General features: G+C 52.1%; 8 protein-coding genes. All 8 read right to left on the reverse strand.

Going from position 1 to position 19,996, the window contains the following annotated elements; all coding sequences use genetic code 11:
• Positions 1-114: 114 nt before the first annotated feature.
• The 8 genes from NHM04_RS05985 to NHM04_RS06020 all read right to left on the reverse strand — a co-directional run bounded on the left by NHM04_RS05985 (position 115) and on the right by NHM04_RS06020 (position 19,996).
• Positions 115-10,203: a VCBS domain-containing protein gene (locus NHM04_RS05985; RefSeq protein ID WP_254266088.1), complete on the reverse strand. Its 10,089-nt coding sequence runs from the start codon at positions 10,201-10,203 to the stop codon at positions 115-117.
• A 91-nt stretch (positions 10,204-10,294) separates the two neighbouring features.
• Complete coding sequence (locus NHM04_RS17350; protein ID WP_305881960.1) at positions 10,295-10,885, reverse strand: response regulator transcription factor; 591 nt, start codon at positions 10,883-10,885, stop codon at positions 10,295-10,297.
• Entirely contained in the window at positions 10,885-12,303 is a 1,419-nt protein-coding gene (locus NHM04_RS05995; protein WP_254266089.1) for an HlyD family type I secretion periplasmic adaptor subunit, read from the reverse strand. Before NHM04_RS05995 ends, NHM04_RS17350 begins: the two co-directional genes overlap by 1 nt.
• Complete coding sequence (locus NHM04_RS06000; RefSeq protein ID WP_254266090.1) at positions 12,303-14,459, reverse strand: type I secretion system permease/ATPase; 2,157 nt, start codon at positions 14,457-14,459, stop codon at positions 12,303-12,305. The genes NHM04_RS05995 and NHM04_RS06000 overlap by 1 nt, the downstream gene beginning before the upstream one ends.
• Before the next feature lie 66 nt (positions 14,460-14,525).
• Complete coding sequence (locus NHM04_RS06005) at positions 14,526-16,283, reverse strand: TolC family outer membrane protein (protein WP_254266091.1); 1,758 nt, start codon at positions 16,281-16,283, stop codon at positions 14,526-14,528.
• A 449-nt stretch (positions 16,284-16,732) separates the two neighbouring features.
• A complete protein-coding gene (locus tag NHM04_RS06010; protein ID WP_254266092.1) occupies positions 16,733-17,536 on the reverse strand; it encodes a PhoH family protein in 804 nt (267 codons plus the stop codon).
• Positions 17,537-17,866: 330 nt separating this feature from the next.
• Positions 17,867-18,634, reverse strand: a complete 768-nt coding sequence (locus NHM04_RS06015; RefSeq protein WP_254266093.1) for a zinc-dependent peptidase — start codon at positions 18,632-18,634, stop codon at positions 17,867-17,869.
• A 21-nt stretch (positions 18,635-18,655) separates the two neighbouring features.
• The gene (locus tag NHM04_RS06020; protein ID WP_254266094.1) at positions 18,656-19,996 is read right to left on the reverse strand and encodes a DEAD/DEAH box helicase; all 1,341 of its coding nucleotides are present in this window, start codon (positions 19,994-19,996) and stop codon (positions 18,656-18,658) included.

A 19,996-nucleotide genomic window follows, 5' to 3' on the forward strand; every position in this document is an offset into this window, starting at 1 on the left:
ATTAACGCCATTGCTATTGTCCTTTAGGACAATATAGGTACAAAAAAGCCCCCGCCCAGAGGGCGGGGGCTGATGAGTACACAAATAGTTTAACGCCGCAGAGGGCAGCCGTTGTTACAGGTCAATACTGCTGGGGCTCGTCTCCATAAATCGGGCTAAGTCGGTGGAATCAGAAGCCAAGGGCTGATAGCCCCATTGCGCAGTGGTATCGCCAGCCCGAGTATCCATAACCGGCGTTGATTGCGCGCCGGCATCCTCGTCGGCACCGGGCAGCGCCGAGCTTAACCAGTCATCGTCATCATCCAGCAGGTCAGACATTTTCAGCTTAGAGCTTTGCATCTCGGCTGAATCAGAGTCTTCGGCTGAGGTTTTCCATAAAGCCTGAGCAGAACTAGAGGTACTGGACGCTGGCGCAACGGTACTGTCGCTCACATTGATGGTGACGCGGCCAATATCGGCAGCACCGTCCGGATCGCTGATACGATAGATAATCCGATCTTCACCCACAAAATCTGGGTCGGGCACGTAAGTCAGCGTGCCATCAGCATTGATGGTAACGCTGCCAGATTGAGCGCTGGCGGCAGTTACCGTGAGCGCGTCGCCATCAGCATCGGTATCATTCGCCAGCACATCAATCACATAACCCGTGCTGTCATTGGGCACATCGGCGACAACATCATTGACCGCGACAGGCGCATCGTTTACCGGATTGACGGTGATGCTCACGCTACCGGATTGCACGCTATTGGCCTCACCCTGGCCGTCATCCACCGAATAACTAAAGCTTTCCACACTGGTAGTGGCCAATTCATCTGGTGCGTTGTACAACAACCCCGTTAATTGCGACACGCTTAGCGTCTGCCCTTGTGACACTGCCGTGCCGTCGGCCAGAGTAATTTCACCGATACCGGGAACCTCAGTCACAGTAATCAGTAAACTATCACCGTCGTCGTCAGTCGGTGCCGCCAAAGCCAGGGGCGTGCCCACTGATTCTTCATCGACCACGATAGCCCCGGAGGCAACTACGGGAGCGTCATTGATGTTGACTACCTCGATATTAACCGTTGCCGTATCCGTACCGCCTTCTCCGTCGTCTACGGTCACTTGTAGGCTGTAACTGCCGACATCCGCATCACCTGCCTGGCGAGTCAAGGTAATTGCACCGGTCGCGCTGTCGAGTACAAACAAACCGGCGCTGTTTCCCGAGCTTATGCTGTATTGCAGTGGGTCATTGTCCGGGTCAATCGCCGTGACACTGCCCACACTCGTGCCTGCCGCGTCGTCCTCATTGACCGAGAAGCTGTAGGTATCGTCGTCATTGCCCGAGGTTTCGTTAACAAAATCGGGGGCCGGGTTGCTGATATTCCAGCTGAAACCCTGGCTGGTAGCAACGCCTTCAGAATCGGTTGCCGTGATCGTTACATCGTAAGGGCTGGCAGAGGCGGCATCAGCATCGACCGTACCGGAAACAATCCCCGTGGCCGGATCGATACTTAAGCTTGGCGGTAAACCGGTCACCGAATAGGTAAAGACATTATCCGCATCTACATCGCTAAAATAACTGCTGGCATCGAAGGAGACGCTCTCCCCCTCTGCGGATGCCTGATTGCCAATGGCCGTTGAAGTAGGCGCATCGTTTACCCCCGTAACCTCTATCGTTACAGTAATAGGGTCGCTGATGCCATCGCTATTATCCTGGGCTACATACTGAAAGGTCACCGTGGCGGTATCGCCCTGGTCCAGATACTGGAAATCGTCCTCGGGATCGTAGCTAAAGGTTCCGTCATTATTAAAATTAAAACTACCGGGGCCTGTGAAAGAGCCGTCGACCACACGGTATCCAACCACTGTACCGTCTACATCGGTAGCCGCTGGAATACTGCCGTTTAAAACCGTGTCCTCGTCGACGGTTACAAGCACATCATCGCTTGTAGGCACGTCGTTTAGGCCTTCGATATTTACGGTAACGGTGGTCGTGCTGCCGTCAGACAAATTGACCGTAAGCACATCGGTATCATCATCGCCATTGTTTAACGTTTGCGCCTCAGGCCCGAGGTTATATTCCCAGTTGCCGTTAGCGTCTATGGTTAATGTGCCATAAGTACCAGTGATGTTTGCGGGAACAAAACTCAAATCAGTCGCGTCGTCGTCCGGGTCAAATGCGGTTAATTGACCAGAAGCGGCGGGATTCACATCGTCTTCGGTAATATTCACCGTAGCGGACGAAATTACCGGCAAGTCGTCCACACCCGTGATGGTAATAGTGACTGTCTGTTCGTTACTTACGCCACTGTTATTATCCACCGCGGCAAAACTAAATTCGATTTGCGTGGTTTCTCCTTGCGCCAAGTAATCGTAACTGCCCCTCGGATCGAACAAATAAGTACCGTCGGAATAAAAGATAAGTTCGCCCGGGGCATTGGTTCCGTCATTCACGTAAACGATATCGCCACGCTGGATATAACCGACCACACGCCCAGCGCTGTCAACATCTGTCGCCTCTGGCAGCACGCCATCTAACGCGGTGTCTTCGTCGATGCTGGCGGTAACATTATTGTCAGTACCGTCAATGACCGGCACGTCGTTGGCACCGGTAATGGTAATGGTGACCGTGGTACTGGAACCATTGGAGGCCTGAACAGTAAAGTCCTCGGTAACTTCTTCACCTTGGTTTAGCGCATCAGTGTCGGGGTCTGTGTTGTCTAGGGTGTAAGTCCAGTTACCATTACTATCGATGCTAAAAACACCGTAAGTACCGACTACGTCCGTTTGCGGTGTAAAAGTTACCGAACCGGCCACTTGATCATCGTCATCCACGTCGGTGTAAGTCACCTGGCCGCTAGCCTGACCTTGAGTGGTGCTGTCTTCGATCACGGCCCCCGTGTCTGGCTGTAGCGCAGGTGCGTCGTCTTCACCAATAATGGTAATACAACCACTGCCTACATTGCTCGGGGCACCGTTATTATCGATGGCTCTAAAGGTAAACGAGAGCTGCTGCTGATCTCCGTCATCCATATGATCGAAAGCAGTGCCAGGGTCAAAGGTAAACGTACCGTCCGAGTTAATGGTAATGGTGCCGCCTTGCAACCCCGAATCATCCACCACTTCATAGGCAACAATACTGCCGTCGATATCCGTACCGGTTAAGGTTCCGTTAACGGTTGAGTTTTCACCGGTCTCGACAATACCGCAGGAAAGATCATCAACCACCGGCTCATCATTGGTGCCAATAATCACTACATCGACCGACGAACCGCCACCGGTTGGGACATTGATAACCACCTCATCGCCTGGTGCTAAAGGATCGGCTGCATCAGGATCTAACGAAAACGACCAATTACCATCCCCATCCACAACCAAATCGCCATAATCTGTGCCATTATCGACAGGATAGGTACCCGGAACAAAACCGGGCGGTAATGGCCCGCCGGTTACCACGACGGAATCCGGCGGATCCCCCTCAATAACAATAGCAGTGTTATCGTCGCCATCACCGTTGGTAATACCCGTGATGGTGATGGTAACTTCACCCTCATCAGACAAGGCGCCATGACTGTCAAAAGCCTGATAGGTGAAGGTGAGCACTTCTGACTCACCGTCATCAAGACCTACAAATAATCGGCCGGGGTTAAAATCGAACGTACCGGCAGTGTTAAACACCAAAGAGCCGGGAGGAAACTCGGAATCATCCACCAGGTAATAGCCACCTAACGTATCATCGGTATCGATATCCGTGATATCCGATAGATCTACATTTGTGAGGCTGGTTTGTTCGTCCACCGTATAGGACGCCGTCGGCGTAACTAACGCCGGCGCGTCATTGGTACCGGTTATCTGGACGGACACCGAGGTAGTCGAGCCGTCACTCAAAGCTACTCCGCTGATAGCGTCGGTTTCTATGTCACCTTTATCCAGTGGATCGGCATCGGCCGAGCGAAGGGTATAAGTCCAACTGCCATCGGTTTCGACCACAAGATCGCCGTAAGTGCCGGTGTAGGTCGCGGCGGTAAATTCTAAATCTGGGTTGTCGATATCTGAAGCGGTAATTGTGCCGATCGTCGAAGGTTGAGTATCTTCAATCACCTCGCCACTGCCAGTACCGATCACCGGAGCGTTATCCACACCCACGACGGTTATGGTGACGGTACCAGGCGCGGATACTGCCCCGTTATTATCTGCCGCCGCATAATTGAACGTGACCTGCCGGGTTTCCCCCTGGGCTAAATCATCAAAATCGCCCTGAGTTAAAAATCGAAATACACCATTGGGCTGGAAGGTCAATGAGCCTTCGACAACGTCAGACAGAAGACCATACCCTTGGATTGTCCCGTCAACATCTGCAGCGTTTACCCGCCTAAGCTCTAAGTTCTCATTTTCGTTAACGGTAAAGGACAAGTTTTCAACGGTAGGGATATCATTAATCCCTTGGATATTAATGGTTACTGTCGTCTGGACATTGTCGTCATTAGTCGTAGCGGTATCACCACCATCGGTTAAATCAATGGTGTAGACCTGCTGACGTGTTTGCCCGATACTTATGGCATCGACTATTTCATTTTGATTCAGCACATAAGACCAAGAGCCATCAGCATTAACGGTTAGCGCGCCATAGTCATCGCTGTAACTGTTGGCCACAAATGCCATATCTGGGTTATCGATATCAAATACAGTCAGCTGCCCGCTGGTGGTCAAAGTAGTATCTTCGCGAACCGTGCCAGAACCGGTACTTACTTGAGTCGGGTCATCCACCCCCGTGATCACAACCGTAATCTGTCCAAACTCACTCAGCTCGTTTTGGTTATCTACAGCCCTGTAGCTAAAGACAAATTCGGTGCTTTCGCCCGCGGCCAAATAATCGTATTTACCTCGCGGGTCTACCGAGTAGGTACCGTCGGCATTGAAGGTTAAAACCCCAGTGGGGCTTGCTACACTTCCGGCGGTTGTGTAACTGGCGACTGTGCCGTCGATATCATCTGCGACAGGTACCATGCCATTAATGTATTCGTGATCTTCATCCGTGGTTACCACATCGTCATAAACAACCGGCTGATCGTTGGTACCACCGATAACGACGGTTACCGTTTGCGTATCCGTAGCATCCGGAATATCAGTAGCGGTAATTTCATAGACTAAAACCAGATTGTCGTTGCTGGATAGGTAATCAAAGGCGTCGTCAACGCCGGAATCAAACTGCCAGTTAATTTTTCCAGAGGTTTCGCCGGCCGCGATAACCGCACTGGCGTCAACGGACATCATGGCCAAAAGCTGGGCATCCGATAAGGTGCCTCGGTTACCCGCTGAGACGCTAACGCCAGTTACCGAAGGCGTAACAGCATCGGCCACATCAATATCCGTCACGCTCAGCTGCCCGCTTGTGGTGAGCACGGCATCGGTTTCTACCAGAGTTACGGTATCTTTGTCGCCGCCTTTTACCTGGATATCGGGAGTATCGTTGGTGCCTGTTAATGTAACGGTAATCGTGTGTTCGGTACCGTCCAGTGCGAAAACAGTAAAGACTTCATCGCGGGTTTCGCCCTGTGCTAAATACTGCAGCAAACTGTTATCAACGCTGTATTGCCAATCGCCATTCGCGGCAATGGTCAGCCCGCCAAGTACACTACCCACAGCAACTGGTGCGCGCCCGGCATCAATGGAGGACTCGCCGTTGTCGATATCAGTAACCACCAAGGTGCCGCTATCTTCGGTGGGAAGATCGTCTTCAGTGACATCTCCGGTATCATCGCCACTGAAACTGGCCGGATCATTCACCCCCAGAATTTCTATGGTTATTGTTGCGGGATTACTGAACACCGGATTGCTATCAATGTCAGGCTCGGAGTCTTGCAGGTAATAAGTAAAACTTACGCTGGCGGTTTCGCCACTGGCGAGAGTTTCAAAATCCGTGAGAGTATCAAAACTGTAGGAACCATCCGCATTAAAGATCAGGCTACCGCCAGTAATACCACTGGTATCATCAAGAATATAGCCAGTCGGGTTAATCGCACTATCTACATCAAAGGGCTGTGGCACCCTTGCAGTAATCGCCTCATCCTCGTTTACTTGTACGGTATCGGGGTAGACAATCGGTGGGTCGTTAACATTGAGCAGGGTAACGATAACCGTGCCTAAGTCTCGCCCGCCCTCGCCGTCGTCGGCCTGGATGATCAACTCGCGCACGCCCAAATCTGGATCGTCCACCTCGCGGGTAATGCTCATTTCCCCGGTCACCGCATTCATGGTAAAAAGACCATCTTCGTTACCAGCGATAATGCTGTAGCTTAGTTCATCGCCGTCCGGGTCTTGCGCCTGAATAATGGCAGTTTCAGTAATGACTCCTTCGTACACGGTATATTCGTAGGTATCGTCATCAATACCGGTGGTTTCATCGATAAAATCTGGCGCGGGGTTGGTAACCACCCAGGTAAATTCTTGCGTGGCAGTTGCGCCCTGAGAATCGGTAGCCGTTACTTCCACAAGGTAGGGACTGGCCACCGAGGCGCTATTGTCGATCGTACCGGTAATGACTCCAGCGCTTGACATAGTCAGCCCGGGCGGCAATCCGGTGGCGCTAAAGCTGAGCGTATCGTCGCTGTCGACATCAGTGAATCCAGCGCTGATATCCACCGGCGCTATGGATTCGAAATCTTCGTTTTTCTGATCGTCCAACCCTTGCGGGTCAGGCTCGGGCGCATCATTGCTACCGGTAATGGTGATCTGTACATTATGCTGAGCGGTAGCGCCCTGGTTGTCTTGTACCGATACGGTATAGGTCAATACCAGCGGATCGCTGGCATCGAGATAATTAAAGGCTTCATTTTGCGAATCAAATACCCAGTTGATTTTTCCATCGGTACTGCCACTGGCAATCACCGCATCTAAATCGACGCTCAGCATTGACAGAAAACTGGCGTTATCGATGCTACCCGAGTCCCCAGAGGTCACGACTACGGAGTCAACGGCAGTGGTGACGGTATCACGTACATCCACATCCGCAGCACTTAATGTCCCGTCGGCCAATAATCCGCCATCAGTTTCGATCAAGGCTGCGGTATCGGCATCGCCCGCCAAAACACTGATGGTAGGAGCGTCGTTGACACCGTTTAGCTCTACTGCAATAACATGGGTGGCACCATCGACCGTCGTCACTTGAAACAAATCGAAATTGCGCTGCCCTTCGGCCAGGTACTGAGTCGCCGCATTATCGACTTCGTAGGTCCAATTCCCCAAGTTATCGATAGTCAAACTACCCAGCGCAGCGTTCAGCGCCCGAGGTGGAATACTGGTGTCTATTTCCGACTGCCCATAGTCGGGATCAAAGCCTAACAACTGGTCGCTGTATGTCAGCACATTGCCCGGCTGAATATCTAAATCCTCGGTCACCTCACCGCGGTCACCGCCGGTAAAAACGGGTTTGTCATCGGTGCCGGTAATGGTAATGGTCACTTCATGGGTATCGGTCGCCCCCTCGGCGTCCGTAAGCTGGACGGTATAGGTGAGCACGTAATCAATACCATCTGGCAGGATATTGAAGGTTTCACTACCACTGTCGAAAGCCCACTGAATATCGCCTGCTGTATCACCCGAAGCGATAATGGTTCCGCTATCGACGCTGAACATGGAAAGCAACAATGCGGTGTCAAAAGCGCCGGGAATATTTTCCGAAACATCCAGCACCGATGCCGTAGCACTATCGAGAATATCGACATCAGTGGCCGATAAGTTGCCCGCAGCAGTTGCGGGGTTATCAGACTCGACTAGATTGGCTGCGTCGCTGTCGCCTGCCTCCAGAAAAATTTCCGGCGCATCATTGCGGCCGTGAATCTGCACAAGCATTTCATGTTGTGTGCCGTCAGCGGTGGTAATCAGGAAACGCTCTTCTCGGATTTCAGACTCGGCAAGATACTGTACGTCGGCGTTAGCGACGGTGTAAGTCCAAGCGCCATCGGCGCTAATAGTCATGCTGCCCAAGGTAGTACCCACCGGAATCGGCGCCACCGAATCATCGACGGCGCTCTCATTACCATCCGGGTCATAGCCTTCCAGCTGACCGTTATAGATTAGATCTGGGTCACTGGCATCTTCTATTACTTCGCCCTCATCGCCACCGGTGATCACGGGTGTATCGTTGGTACCGGTGATGGTAATAATGACCGGGTGGGACGCACTGGCACCTGCGGTGTCGGTCACCTGTACTGTGTATTCAAGAGTTAGAGTGTCGTCCTGAGGAAGAAAATCAAATGCCTCGCTACCACTGTCAAAAACCCAGTTGACGCCACCTTCGGTTGCACCAGCGGCAATTACATCACCGGCGTTGACACTCAGCATCGTTAACAGAGCAGCACTGGTTAGGGTGCCGCTGTTTCCAGACAGCTGTACATCAATAACTTCAGCGCCAACACTGTCAATAACATCGACGTCGCTGCTGGATAGACGACCGGAGGCCGTCAGCGGATCGTTCGTCTCGGTCAAAGACGCACTGTCGCTGTCACCACTGGCGGTAAAAATTTCGGGGGCATCATTGACCCCGGTAACGGTGACCGTAATGTCAGCGGTAGTACCGTCCACACTGGCAATCGAGAAGGTCTCGACGCGCGTTTCACCTTCGGCCAGGTACTGAGCATCTGAATTATTTAGCTGGTACTGCCAGCTACCATCTGCGCTTAAGGTAATAGACCCCAGCGCATCTGCCTGCGGTATCACCGAAGTTGGATCGAACTGCGCTTCTCCAGCATCCGGATCGGATATTTCCAGCTTACCTTGATCCCGCAGTAAAGGATCGCTTTCGTCCTCTACCACCGCGCCTTCGCCATCACCGGTGATGATCGCGGGATCCTGCACCGGCGTCACTGTGATGTAAACAACAGCTTCGGCGGTGCCACCATTGCCGTCATCAACCAGCACAGTAAATTGATCCTCGCCGACATAATCAGGGCCCGGCAAATACTCAAAAGTACCGGTAGCACTGTTAAATTCCACCTCACCGAAATCCGGCGCGTCTATCACGGTGTAAGTGAGAGTATCGCCATCGACATCAGTAGCGGTTATGCCGCCTGGTACCGGTGTGTCCTCAGGGGTCGTCAGATACAGATCTTGGGTTACCGGTGGGTCATTGAGCGGCGTTACGGTGATATACACCACCGCTTCTGTGGTACCGCCGTTGCCGTCGTCCACCAGTACCGTAAACTGATCTTCACCAACGTAATCAGGGCCCGGCTGGTAGTTGAATGTTCCTGTGTCGGTGTTAAATTCCACCGCGCCAAAATCCGGCTGATCAATCACCGTAAAGGTCAGGGTGTCACCATCGATATCACTGGCGGTAATCGCGCCGGGAATTGCCGTGTCCTCGGGGGTGGTTAAATAAAGGTCTTCAGCAACGGGAGGATCGTTGACCGGGGTTACATCAATGTAAGTGGTTTGACTAACCGTCTGGCGGCCATCGCTAACAGCAACCTGAAATTGGTCGGGCCCGTAATAATCGGAGTCTGGCGTATAGACAAAGGCGCCTGTTGCAGGGTCGAGCGTAACGGTTCCATGTTCCGGCTCAGCAATGATCGTGTAAGTCAGCGGATCACGATCCGGATCTGAACCGGGAATATCGCTATCAATCGACGTATCTTCTGGGATAGTAAAGTATAAATCCGTGGTCTCCGGAGGCCGATTAACAATATCCGGGTCAGGATCAGGGTCGGGGTCGGGGTCGGGGTCTGGATCGGGGTCTGGATCGGGGTCTGGATCGGGATCAGCGGAAAAAAGCCGCGCACCTTCAGTCTGCAATAGCCCTGAGTCCAACTGCTGCATTGAATCGATCGGCCTGAAGCCATCCAGATCTTCACCAACCCGTCTCAGCAATACAACATAGTGCCAGCCTTGCGATACTTCTGAGCCTAATTCACCCCCCTCGCTCTGCGGGGTCGGCTCGGCAATCAACAGCTCGAATTCTTCGGCGCTGATATTTTCCAGCTCGCTCTGTACCTCAGCCGGAGGTACAGCGGGATCTATGTCTAACTTGCCGGGCCCGACAAACTCTCGCGCACCAAACTCCCCAAAATCGATGGTAAGACTGGCGCCTCGATCCAGCACAAGCTCGCCCTGCTGCGCAAGCACTTGCCCTTGCTCAATGGATAATACCCGACCGTCGTCGGTTCTGAACCAAGCCTTTCCCTGAATTGACACAATCCGAACGTCAACTCCTTCCACTGGCATAAACACCTCACCCCTGGCGAACTAATTTCAGTACCCGAGCGCCTCTGCAGACACTCAGCTCCATCTTACGCATAAGGAGATAGTATAGTCGTTATACAGCTCGAATAAGAGGCCTAATTTTTACCGCCAATTGCATTCGATCCCTGACATTTAACTTTTCAAAACAGGCACTTAAATGTGCCTTTACAGTGCGCTCGGTGATTGCTAATTGACGCGCCACTTCCTTGTTATTTAAACCCTGGGCGACCAATTCAGCCACCGCTCTTTCCCTGGCGCTCAACTTGTTTAAGTCTATAGTTTCCGTCTGAGCCGTTGGCGCAACCAACAGCTGGCGCATTAAATCTCTACCTAACCACAAGCCATCGTATTCAATGGCTTTAGAGACTCGCTGCAATAACTCTGGCGCAGCCAAGGCGTGCACATACCCACGGGCGCCCAGTGCAATTAATCGCCGCGCCTCATCCGCCGACTCGTTTAAGCTAAGCGCCACCACCCTGGCGCCCAGGTTTGTCGCTACAGTGAGATACTCTTGCCAACTGCCATCAAGCAATAACCACACAACCGTATCGCCATTTAACTTCAGCTGGCTCAATTCCGGGTTGGTGTAAACCTCCGCATCGGCAAACGCTTGCTGCCAGCGCTTTGACTGAACACTTGATGTGGTAATAAATATCGACGGCATTATCTTTCTGTCAGTGCATTTTGCTTGGCCCGCAATATGGGCTTAAGCAAATAGGAAAGTATGGTTTTTTTACCGGTTAAAATATCCACTTGGGCAGTCATACCCGGAATAATGGGCAAAGCTTCATCAAAACTCGCTTCGCGGGTACGCACTCTTACAAGATAATAGGTCTGATCGTCCTCGTCGGTGATGGTGTCGGCACTGATGTGTTCAAGCTGCCCCTCTAAACCGCCGTAGACGGTAAAGTCGTAAGCGGTAAATTTCACCATCGCCTCCTGCCCAGGCCGCAAAAAAGCAATATCTTTGGGGGGAATTTTCGCCTCAATAAGCAGCTGATCATCCAGCGGCGTCATTTCCAGTACTTCACTACCGGGTTGTACTACACCGCCTTCGGTGTTGATAAATAAGCGCTGTACTGTACCGCGCACCGGTGCTCGAATATCGGCATATTTAACCCGGTCTGCCAGGCCAGCGCTAGACTCCGATAAGGTAGACAATTTAGCCAAAGCTTCCGACAACTCTTCGCGCCATTCATTTTTCGCGCTCAGAGTAACTTGTTCAAGCTTATTTCTCGCCTCGGCAATGGCCGCCAGCACTCGCTCGCGCTGGGCTCGAGCCTGGTTCAGCTCGCCCTCCGCATTGGCGACATCCCGCTCCAGCCGCAGCACTTCTACTTCGGATATGGCACCACTACCCAATAGTGGCCGGGTTACCGCCAACTCTTGAGATGACAACTCAAACGCCCGCTCTACCTGAGTTAAGCGCGCCTCAATTTCGTTAAGCTCTTCTTTGCGCTGATTAAGCTGTGCTTCGGCTTGGGAGGTTTGTTGATACAATTGCTCTAGATTGGATTGGTAGAGAGTATTTTCGTTATCGGCTAGGGCCGGCTCTGTGTCCATCACTTCAGCGGGAATTTCCAATGGCGCGCCGCTAACCAAAGCCTTTAGCCTTGCAGCCTTTGCCCGCAGGGATAAATACTGAGCCTGGTTTTCACGCAGAGAGGACAAAAACCGAGTGGGGTCGATGCGCATTAATACATCACCCTTTTCCACCACCTGGCCTTCATCCACCAGAATCTCTTGCACCACACCACCGTCAAAAGACTGCACAATTTGAGTTTGGCTGGAAGGAATCACCTTACCCTGCCCCCTAGCCACCTCATCAATATACGCCATTGAAGCCCAGACGATTAGAGCAATAACGATAAAGAGCATAGCGTAGAGCAAGCCGCGTGCACGCACCGGGGCCTGCTGAATCCGGGCCCAATCAGCGTCATCAATCCAGTCCTTGCCATGATCGCCACTGGGCGACATCCAGCGGGCCCACAAGCGATCTACCAAGCCGCTCAAAGGCTGGCCCAGCTTGCGCAGAGCACGCCCGACAAAATTAAACTGTTTTTGCTCGCGGGTTTGGGCCATTACTCAGCCCTCCCAATACGGCCCTGCTTAAGTGCTTCAACCACTTTTTCTTTCGGACCGTCGGCCACTATCTTGCCCGAATCAAGCACAATTATTCTATCGACCAGACTCAGCACCGATGTTCGGTGTGTAATGACCAACATGGTTTTATCTTGGGCGTATTCGTGCAGGCGCTTTTTCAACAGCTCTTCGCTGGAGTGATCCATTGAACCGGTAGGTTCATCCAATAAAAGCACCGACGGATCATTAATCAAAGCTCGCGCTACAGCCACACTTTGACGCTGCCCACCGGACAACAAAGAACCCCGCTCACCCACAGGCATGGCCAAACCCTGAGGGTGGTTATTGATAAACTCAGCCAAGCCGCACACATTAATTACTTCCATAATGCGCTGATCGCTGGCAGCTGGGTCACCCATGGTAATATTGTCGCGCAAGCTGCCCAAAAAAAGATGGATATCCTGAGGGACATAACCAATATTGTGCCGCAGCTGCGCCGGATCTATCTGCCCCACTTCGATGTTATCCACCAACACACTGCCACTGGCCGGGGCATAAAGACCCGCAAGAATTTTTTCGATGGTGGTTTTACCCGAACCATTGCGCCCCAAAATCGCGACTTTTTCCCCCGGCTCAATGACAAAGGAAACATCGCGTAACACCTCGCGCTCATCGTTCGGATATTGGAACGATACGCGTTTGAACTCGAGGCGACCGCGCAGCCTTGGGTGACTGATCCATTGCGCATCAGCGGGTCTTTCCACCGGCTTATTCATAATCATATCGACGCTCTCTAGCGCCGTCGCCGCCTGATGGTATTGCATCATAAGGGCGGCACTCTGACCCACCGGTGCCATAATACGCGATGACAACATATAGGCCGCAATTAGTCCGCCCTGGGTAAGATCCCCTTCGGTAATCAAATACACACCGACAATAATGATTGATACCGCAACCAGCTGTTGCGCCCACAAGGCGCCCGAGGTTACAGAGCCCGAGAGCAGCCTCATTTTGGTAGTAGTGCGCGAAAGATAGACGGTTGCCCGCTCCCACAAACGCTGCATTTTACCTTCGGCACTTAAGGCTTTTAGCGATTCCAGGCCGTCGAGACTTTCCACCAGCACCGCATTGCGGTAGGCGCTCGCCTCCATACTGGAAAGCGATAGCTCGTGCATTTTAGCTTGCACTGTAGCCGCGTAAAGAAGACAGAAAAGTACGCCCACCGCTATCGGAATCACCAACCACCAGGAGGTAAGTAGACCAATAACCAGCGAAAAAACCACAACAAACGGCAAATCTATAAAGGCGATAATAGTGCTTGAGCCGATAAAGGCGCGCACCGATTCAAACGCCTGCAAGCCGGCCGCAAATGAACCTACCGAGGCAGGCCTCTCGGTCATGCGCATGCCCAACACACGCGCCATAATATTGGCCGATAAGGTAATGTCGATGCGACTTGCAGCCAAATCAACGAACCAGGCGCGCACCATTTTCATTACCAGGTCGGCGCACAAAACAATCGCCACCCCAATCGCCAATACCCACAGGGTTTCAATCGCAAAGTTAGGCACAACTCTGTCGTACACATTCATCACAAACAATGGCATTGCGAGAGCGAACAGATTAATCATAAAGGCAGCAAAGAGGACATCGCGATACAAGCTGCGATGGGCCTTGACCACACTCCAGAACCAATGCCCTTGCGGCGACTTGTGTATGTCTGCATTGCGATTAGTGAACTTGACCTTGGGGCGACAGTAAATAACCTGCCCGGTGTAGCTGTCCGCTAAAGTATCCAGTGACTCTTCGACTGTAGTGTCTGACAGCTCGGGGTAGACAACTTCGGCCACCCCCCGGCGAAAATCTAACGAGAGCAGCAGGCACGCCGTATTTCCATGTAGCAAAAGCACGGCGGGCATTAACGATGTATTGATTTCCCGTAGAGGGCGACGGGTCAGTTGACTCACCATACCCGCTCGAGAGGCGGCGCGCTGAAACAACGAAGGGGTTAACTGCTCGCGCTGCAAGGGTAAGCCCGCAAGCAAGGTAGTTTCTGACGTATTAATTCCGTAAGTCTTGGCCAAACTTACCAAGCAAGCTAAAAGCGGTCCGCCCCGCAACGCAGAGCGGTCGCTTTCGCTTGAATAATCACTCATATATCCGTGTAACCCTTAAACTGTGTAGCAATCTTCTCAGCTGTGAGCATAACAGCAAAGGGGGCATTAATGAGATACATAGCGCACGGTAATTTCAACCAGATCGGTGGCGGGCTGCACTGGTGAATCCTGGCTGCCAGACTGTTTGACCTTGGCCACTTCCATGCCATTAATGACCAGATAATCGCGCACGGCAGTGGCGCGGCTTGCAGCCATGGATTGATTCACCACAGAGCTTGAAGGCGAGAGGCTATAGTTTACCCAGGCCGCAGCAACAGTACCCTCACGCGCAAAGCGAGCCAGAAAATCGTTGAGGCGCGTTTTACCGGCCTCACTGATGACACTGCTATTATCGGTAAACAGCTCTGTCATCTGCAGGCTCACCACTTCACTGACTAAGTTTGAGGCATGGTCTGCCCCGGGCGCAATCGCCGGGCAAGCAGAGTCTGGCTCTACCGAAACATCGGCCAAATCTTCATCCAGCTCGTCGTTCAACGGCATACGCTCACCGGTTATCTCCAGCGCTGCAAGCAAATCGCCGGTAGATTCCAATACCTCTGCGTAAGCGATGTTCAGATCATGCTCACCATTAACCAGAGCACGACTGGACTGAAAGTATTCGTTTTCCGCATCCAATAGGTCTAACAAGCTTCGCTGGCCTATCTGGAACTGTTCGTTATAGGCTGCACGCACACGATTACTGGCATCACGATGGTTGCGCAGAGAAACGAGCTGATCGGCCAACTGCTTGGTATTGTTGTAGGATATTTGTGCGGTCTGACGCAGGTTGATACAAGCCTGATCGCGCTGATCCTTGGCCGCATCCACTTCTGCCAACGAGCGCTTCACCGCCGCGCGGTCACTGCCGCCGTTAAAAAGGTTGTAGGTCAGAGCGAGCTCTACGGCCCCCTCATTACCAAAATCGTCTGGATCGTAACGATCGTCAAACACGCCTAAGTTCTGCTCAGTACCATAGCGGGCACGCAATTCTAATTTAGGATAGTAGTTAGAGCGCTCCACTTTAACCGAGGCGTGGGCCGCGGAAATATTCTTTACCGCCGCGTGAAAACCAGGGTTACCTTGATAAGCGGCGTAGAGGACCTGCTTGATATCAGCGGGCAGATTTTGCTCGGTCAGATCTACGGGCACCAGCAACTGCGGTGGCAGCTCGCCCACCAAGCGCAGGTACTTGGCGGTCACATCGTGCAGGTTAGAAGCCTCAGTAATCAAGTTCGACTCAGCCAGGGCGACCCGGGCATCAACTTGGTCCAGGTCAGCGCGACGGCCCACCCCTTGGTCGACCCGATCTTGAATTTGGATTTTGACATCGAGATGCTCATCGTAATTATCTCGCGCCAAATCCAGCAGCTTGCGGTAACGAACCAAATGCTCGGCAATGGTGAAGGCTTCCAAGGCGACATTGTCAACGGAGTCCAAAAACTCCAGGTAACGCACCTGGCGCAAACCATCGAGTTGCGATACTTCGCCTACGGTTCGAAAGCCATTAAACAGCAATTGGGTGACGGATATCTCGGCACGATTAGTGGTGTAATCATCCCGATCGTCATAATCGCGCTCCATCTTGCCGGTACCAGCGGTCAAGTCAACTGAGGGAAAATAGTTGCCGCGGGCAGTACCCACATTGTGATCAGCGGCATGAAATGAATGAAGCGCCTCGCGCACCTGAGGGTTGTAATCCAGCGCGGTGATTACCGCGTCGCGACTATTATACGATTGCTCTTGCGCCAGAGCGTTTGCCCCCAGACCACAGGTAGCTGCTAAGCAGGCAATGACAGTTCCTTTTAAACGTGTTACTAAACGCATAATTTTCCCTCAAAAATAACTTTTTTCAGATTCTAGCCTACTTAACGAACGAGCGTAGCCAATCGCTTAGCTTGCTAACTAATTAGCAGCTATTAGCTACCTAAATAACCAATCCAGGTCACCCAAAACGACAGACGCCAGACTGCTCGAACTCGCCCAAACAACACCAGGTAACGATCAGGCCAAAACACTATAGATATAAAAAATGAAAAGCAATGCTGCCAAGACTTGCCGACAAGGGCACATTTTTCATCATTCTACAGACAGCAAGGCATAAAAAACAACATTTTCCTTACATTGGCTTATAAGAATTGGTTGTATAGTAAGCGAATTTATATGCCTTGGCTATGCTCTGGCAATTACAGCTCATAACACAAAGGATCTGAAAGAAGAGAGATGCAAAAAGAGGGAGCGACCCTCGCAAGGGCCGCGATACTTGAAGAGACAATTTAACTCAGTTCATAGCGGTCGATAATATCCCGCACCAATCCACTGCGTACAATGTCCTCACGCTCAAACTTATGTACGTAGACCGAGGCAAGATCACCGAGCTTATGCACGGCATCCGATAATCCGTTAGGACCGCGGATATCACTCTGCTCGACGTCGCCGTTGATAACAACTTTGCAGTCCTCACCAATACGAGTCAAAAACATCTTCATTTGCGCAACCGAAGTATTTTGTGCCTCATCCAACACTACAAAAGTTCGGTTATTGAAGGTCTTGCCACGCATAAATGCCAAAGGCGCTGCGACAATCCGCCCGTGGCGCAGGCAATAATCCACGGTTCCTGCTCCCAAACGCTCGTTTAAAATATCGCGAAAGGCATCGATATAAACCGAGAACTTCTCATCCAGAGCACCGGGTAAAAAACCCAGCTGCTCACCCGCCTCTACCGCCGGACGGGTCAGGATAATACGTTCGATGCGCCCCGACTCTAGCGCCTCTGCTGCCAAAGCCCCGGCACAATAACTTTTACCCGTACCGGCCGGGCCGATACCAAAAGTTAAGCTGTGGGATTTAATAGCGTCTATATATTGTTGCTGGGCGGAGGTTCTGGCGTGGAGGGGTTGGTTGGCACGCTGGGGAGCGTAGGCGGTTTCAAGTTGCTGGGAGCGGGATTTCATTTCGACAATATTGCCGTCATCCCTTCGCTGCTTTCGCCCCGATTTGCTGCGGCCTTTGCCGGGGGAGTAAGCGTCATCCATATCGTAGTGGTGGTTACTGCGTCTTGCGTGAGATCTTTTCGCCATGGGTATTGTCCCTTTCGGTTCAAAGTTAACACTGGCGCATCGCGTGTCAGGCCATTTTTTGTCTGCGGCCCGCGACGAGCCATTCCAGATTACGCGAAGAAAAATCACTCCTGTGGTTGGATGGATTGAAGATAACCCGGGTTATTGCTTGTTTGGAAAACACAATATATACCCTCGAAATTGATACTAAGCCCAATTTATTGTGTTGGTCAACGGCTTTTAACGTTTTTCTGCGCCCGCGTACCTTTTGCACCACAAACTGTCATAAAGCCTTAGCGAAAACGTAACACGCCCTAAATAAAGGCGTAATCTTAAGGGTATTTAGCCGCTTTAGGTCAGTCTGTGCTCGGGGTTTTGGCGGTAAAAGGCCACGTAAAGACGAAAGACATCAGGGTACTCTGACTTTAAAAGAGTGGGTAATTCAAAGAAAACTTCGGATGTTACCGCCACAAATTCCGCCGCGTTGGTAGCTGCGTAGCGATCAATGGGCGTCCTTTCACCTCGCGCCAGGCGGTCAGTTAAATTCTGGTAGGCACCGCTGAAGGTTTCGTGCCAGTCCTTAGGGGAGATCTCTGGCGGCAGAGGAAAAAAACCATCGGCGGCACCGTTGAGCATATCCAGCTTGTGCACGAACTCGTGGATCACGAGATTGTGACCATCAATAACGCCGGCGTGTGCGGTATCGTCCCAAGCGAGAATAACGCCGCCATGGCTCCAAGCCTCACCCAGTAAGTCGTGCTCAACCTCGTGAGCAATTCCGTATTGATCCACCTCGGTGCGACTGGCTTTAAAAGCCGCAGGATAGACAATCACAGACGACCAGCCCCGGTACCAATCGATCCCCAAATGCAAAATGGGCAAGCAGGCCTGCAAGGCGATCAATAATGCCATATTGCCCGTTAATACTTGCCCCTGAATACCGACAAAATCTTTGTCGTGCATAAACAGAATTGCCAGGCGGCGCAGCTGCGAGAGCTCGCTATCCGTCAAACCACGCAGCAAGGGAAGCTGCGACAGCACCTGCTGCCAGTCGCGCTCATCAATAGGGTTATTGCGTAATATTCGACGCTCACGCCACTGTTTGATCCACTGCAACACTGGCTTATCTCCTTGCGTGTTTTATTTTTCGGCAGAGCTATCTTCGTCTTTGGCTTTATTTTCGCTTGGTTTGCGGCGCTTGCCGATATTTTTCCGATCGCGCAAGCGTTGCTTCATTTTAGGCTTGTCATCTTTTTTAGACTTAGCGGCCTTTTTCTTTTGCGCTGGAGATTTCTTGGTCCCCGCCACCTTACCAGAGGCGCGAGTTTTTTTCGGGCCTTTGTAGTTGGCCTCAAAGCCAGTCACTTTTACTTTATTAGCCGGCCGCCCCAAAAACTGTTCAATTGCAGCCATACGATTCCAGGCTGGAGCGCTGACCAGCGAGATCACACACCCCTCTTTACCCATTCGGCCGGTGCGTCCGGCGCGGTGAATAAAACTCGGCACATTGTAGGGAAGCTCGGCATTGATGACTAAATCCACCCCGGAAATATCCAACCCACGCGCGGCCAGATCAGTGGCCACCAGTATGTTGGCTTCACCCGAGGTAAAAGCTTTGTGTACTTGCTTGCGTAGTTGGGCATCCATCTCGCCGTGCAAGCTTGCGGCGCGACAACCGGCCTGTTTTAACGATTCATTCAGAGCATTAGCTTGCTCACGCTTATTGACAAAAATAATCGCCCGGCGGAAATCACGCTGCTGCAAAAGTGCGGGTAATAAGCGCGCCACATGCTCGCGATCGTCCACCAGTATTTTTTCCATGGTGCGATTATCCATGGCGTTTTTCACCTGAATATCCGCCCGCTTATCGGCGTCGGTTAGGGCATTGATAAATTCCTCTACCCCAGCGCCCTGCAAGGTGGCGGAGAACAACAAGGTCTGCCGCTCGGGGTTGCAGTTCAGGGCAATCTGCGTCACCTCATTGGCAAACCCCATATCCAGAGTGCGGTCGGCTTCATCCACCACCAAAAATTCAAGCCCACTCAAATCGATACGCGCTTCACCCACATATTCGGCCAAACGGCCGGGGGTGGCCACGAGCAAATCCGCATCGCGTAAATAAGCCTCTTGGGTTTGTTTGTGATCGCCACCGGTAAGCGCCACCACGTTCACCGACTCGCGTTCACTCAGCTTGCGCCCCTGCTCAACAATCTGGCGCGCCAATTCACGCGTGGGCGACAACACCAAAGCGCGAATACGCCCGGCTTTACGCCTTTGGCTATGCAGCGACTGCATTATCGGCAGCAAAAACGCCAAAGTTTTACCCGAGCCGGTAGGCGCAGAAACCACGCAGTCTGAGCCGTCCAGTACCGCTTCTATAGTGCGCTCCTGCACTTCGGTGGGTTGCTCAATTCCCATACGCTGCAAGTTCTGCAACAGGGCTGGATGCTCAATATCGGAGAAAAAAGAAAAGTCGGACAC

Origin of the sequence: Gilvimarinus sp. DA14, from assembly GCF_024204685.1 — a bacterium.
Taxonomy (GTDB): Bacteria; Pseudomonadota; Gammaproteobacteria; order Pseudomonadales; family Cellvibrionaceae; genus Gilvimarinus.

Coding starts and splice junctions, on each gene's coding strand:
- NHM04_RS05985 (WP_254266088.1), bottom strand. CDS start 10,203: ATGCCAGTGGAAGGAGTTGACGTTCGGATTGTGTCAATTCAGGGAAAG.
- NHM04_RS17350 (WP_305881960.1), bottom strand. CDS start 10,885: ATGCCGTCGATATTTATTACCACATCAAGTGTTCAGTCAAAGCGCTGG.
- NHM04_RS05995 (WP_254266089.1), bottom strand. CDS start 12,303: ATGGCCCAAACCCGCGAGCAAAAACAGTTTAATTTTGTCGGGCGTGCT.
- NHM04_RS06000 (WP_254266090.1), bottom strand. CDS start 14,459: ATGAGTGATTATTCAAGCGAAAGCGACCGCTCTGCGTTGCGGGGCGGA.
- NHM04_RS06005 (WP_254266091.1), bottom strand. CDS start 16,283: ATGCGTTTAGTAACACGTTTAAAAGGAACTGTCATTGCCTGCTTAGCA.
- NHM04_RS06010 (WP_254266092.1), bottom strand. CDS start 17,536: ATGGCGAAAAGATCTCACGCAAGACGCAGTAACCACCACTACGATATG.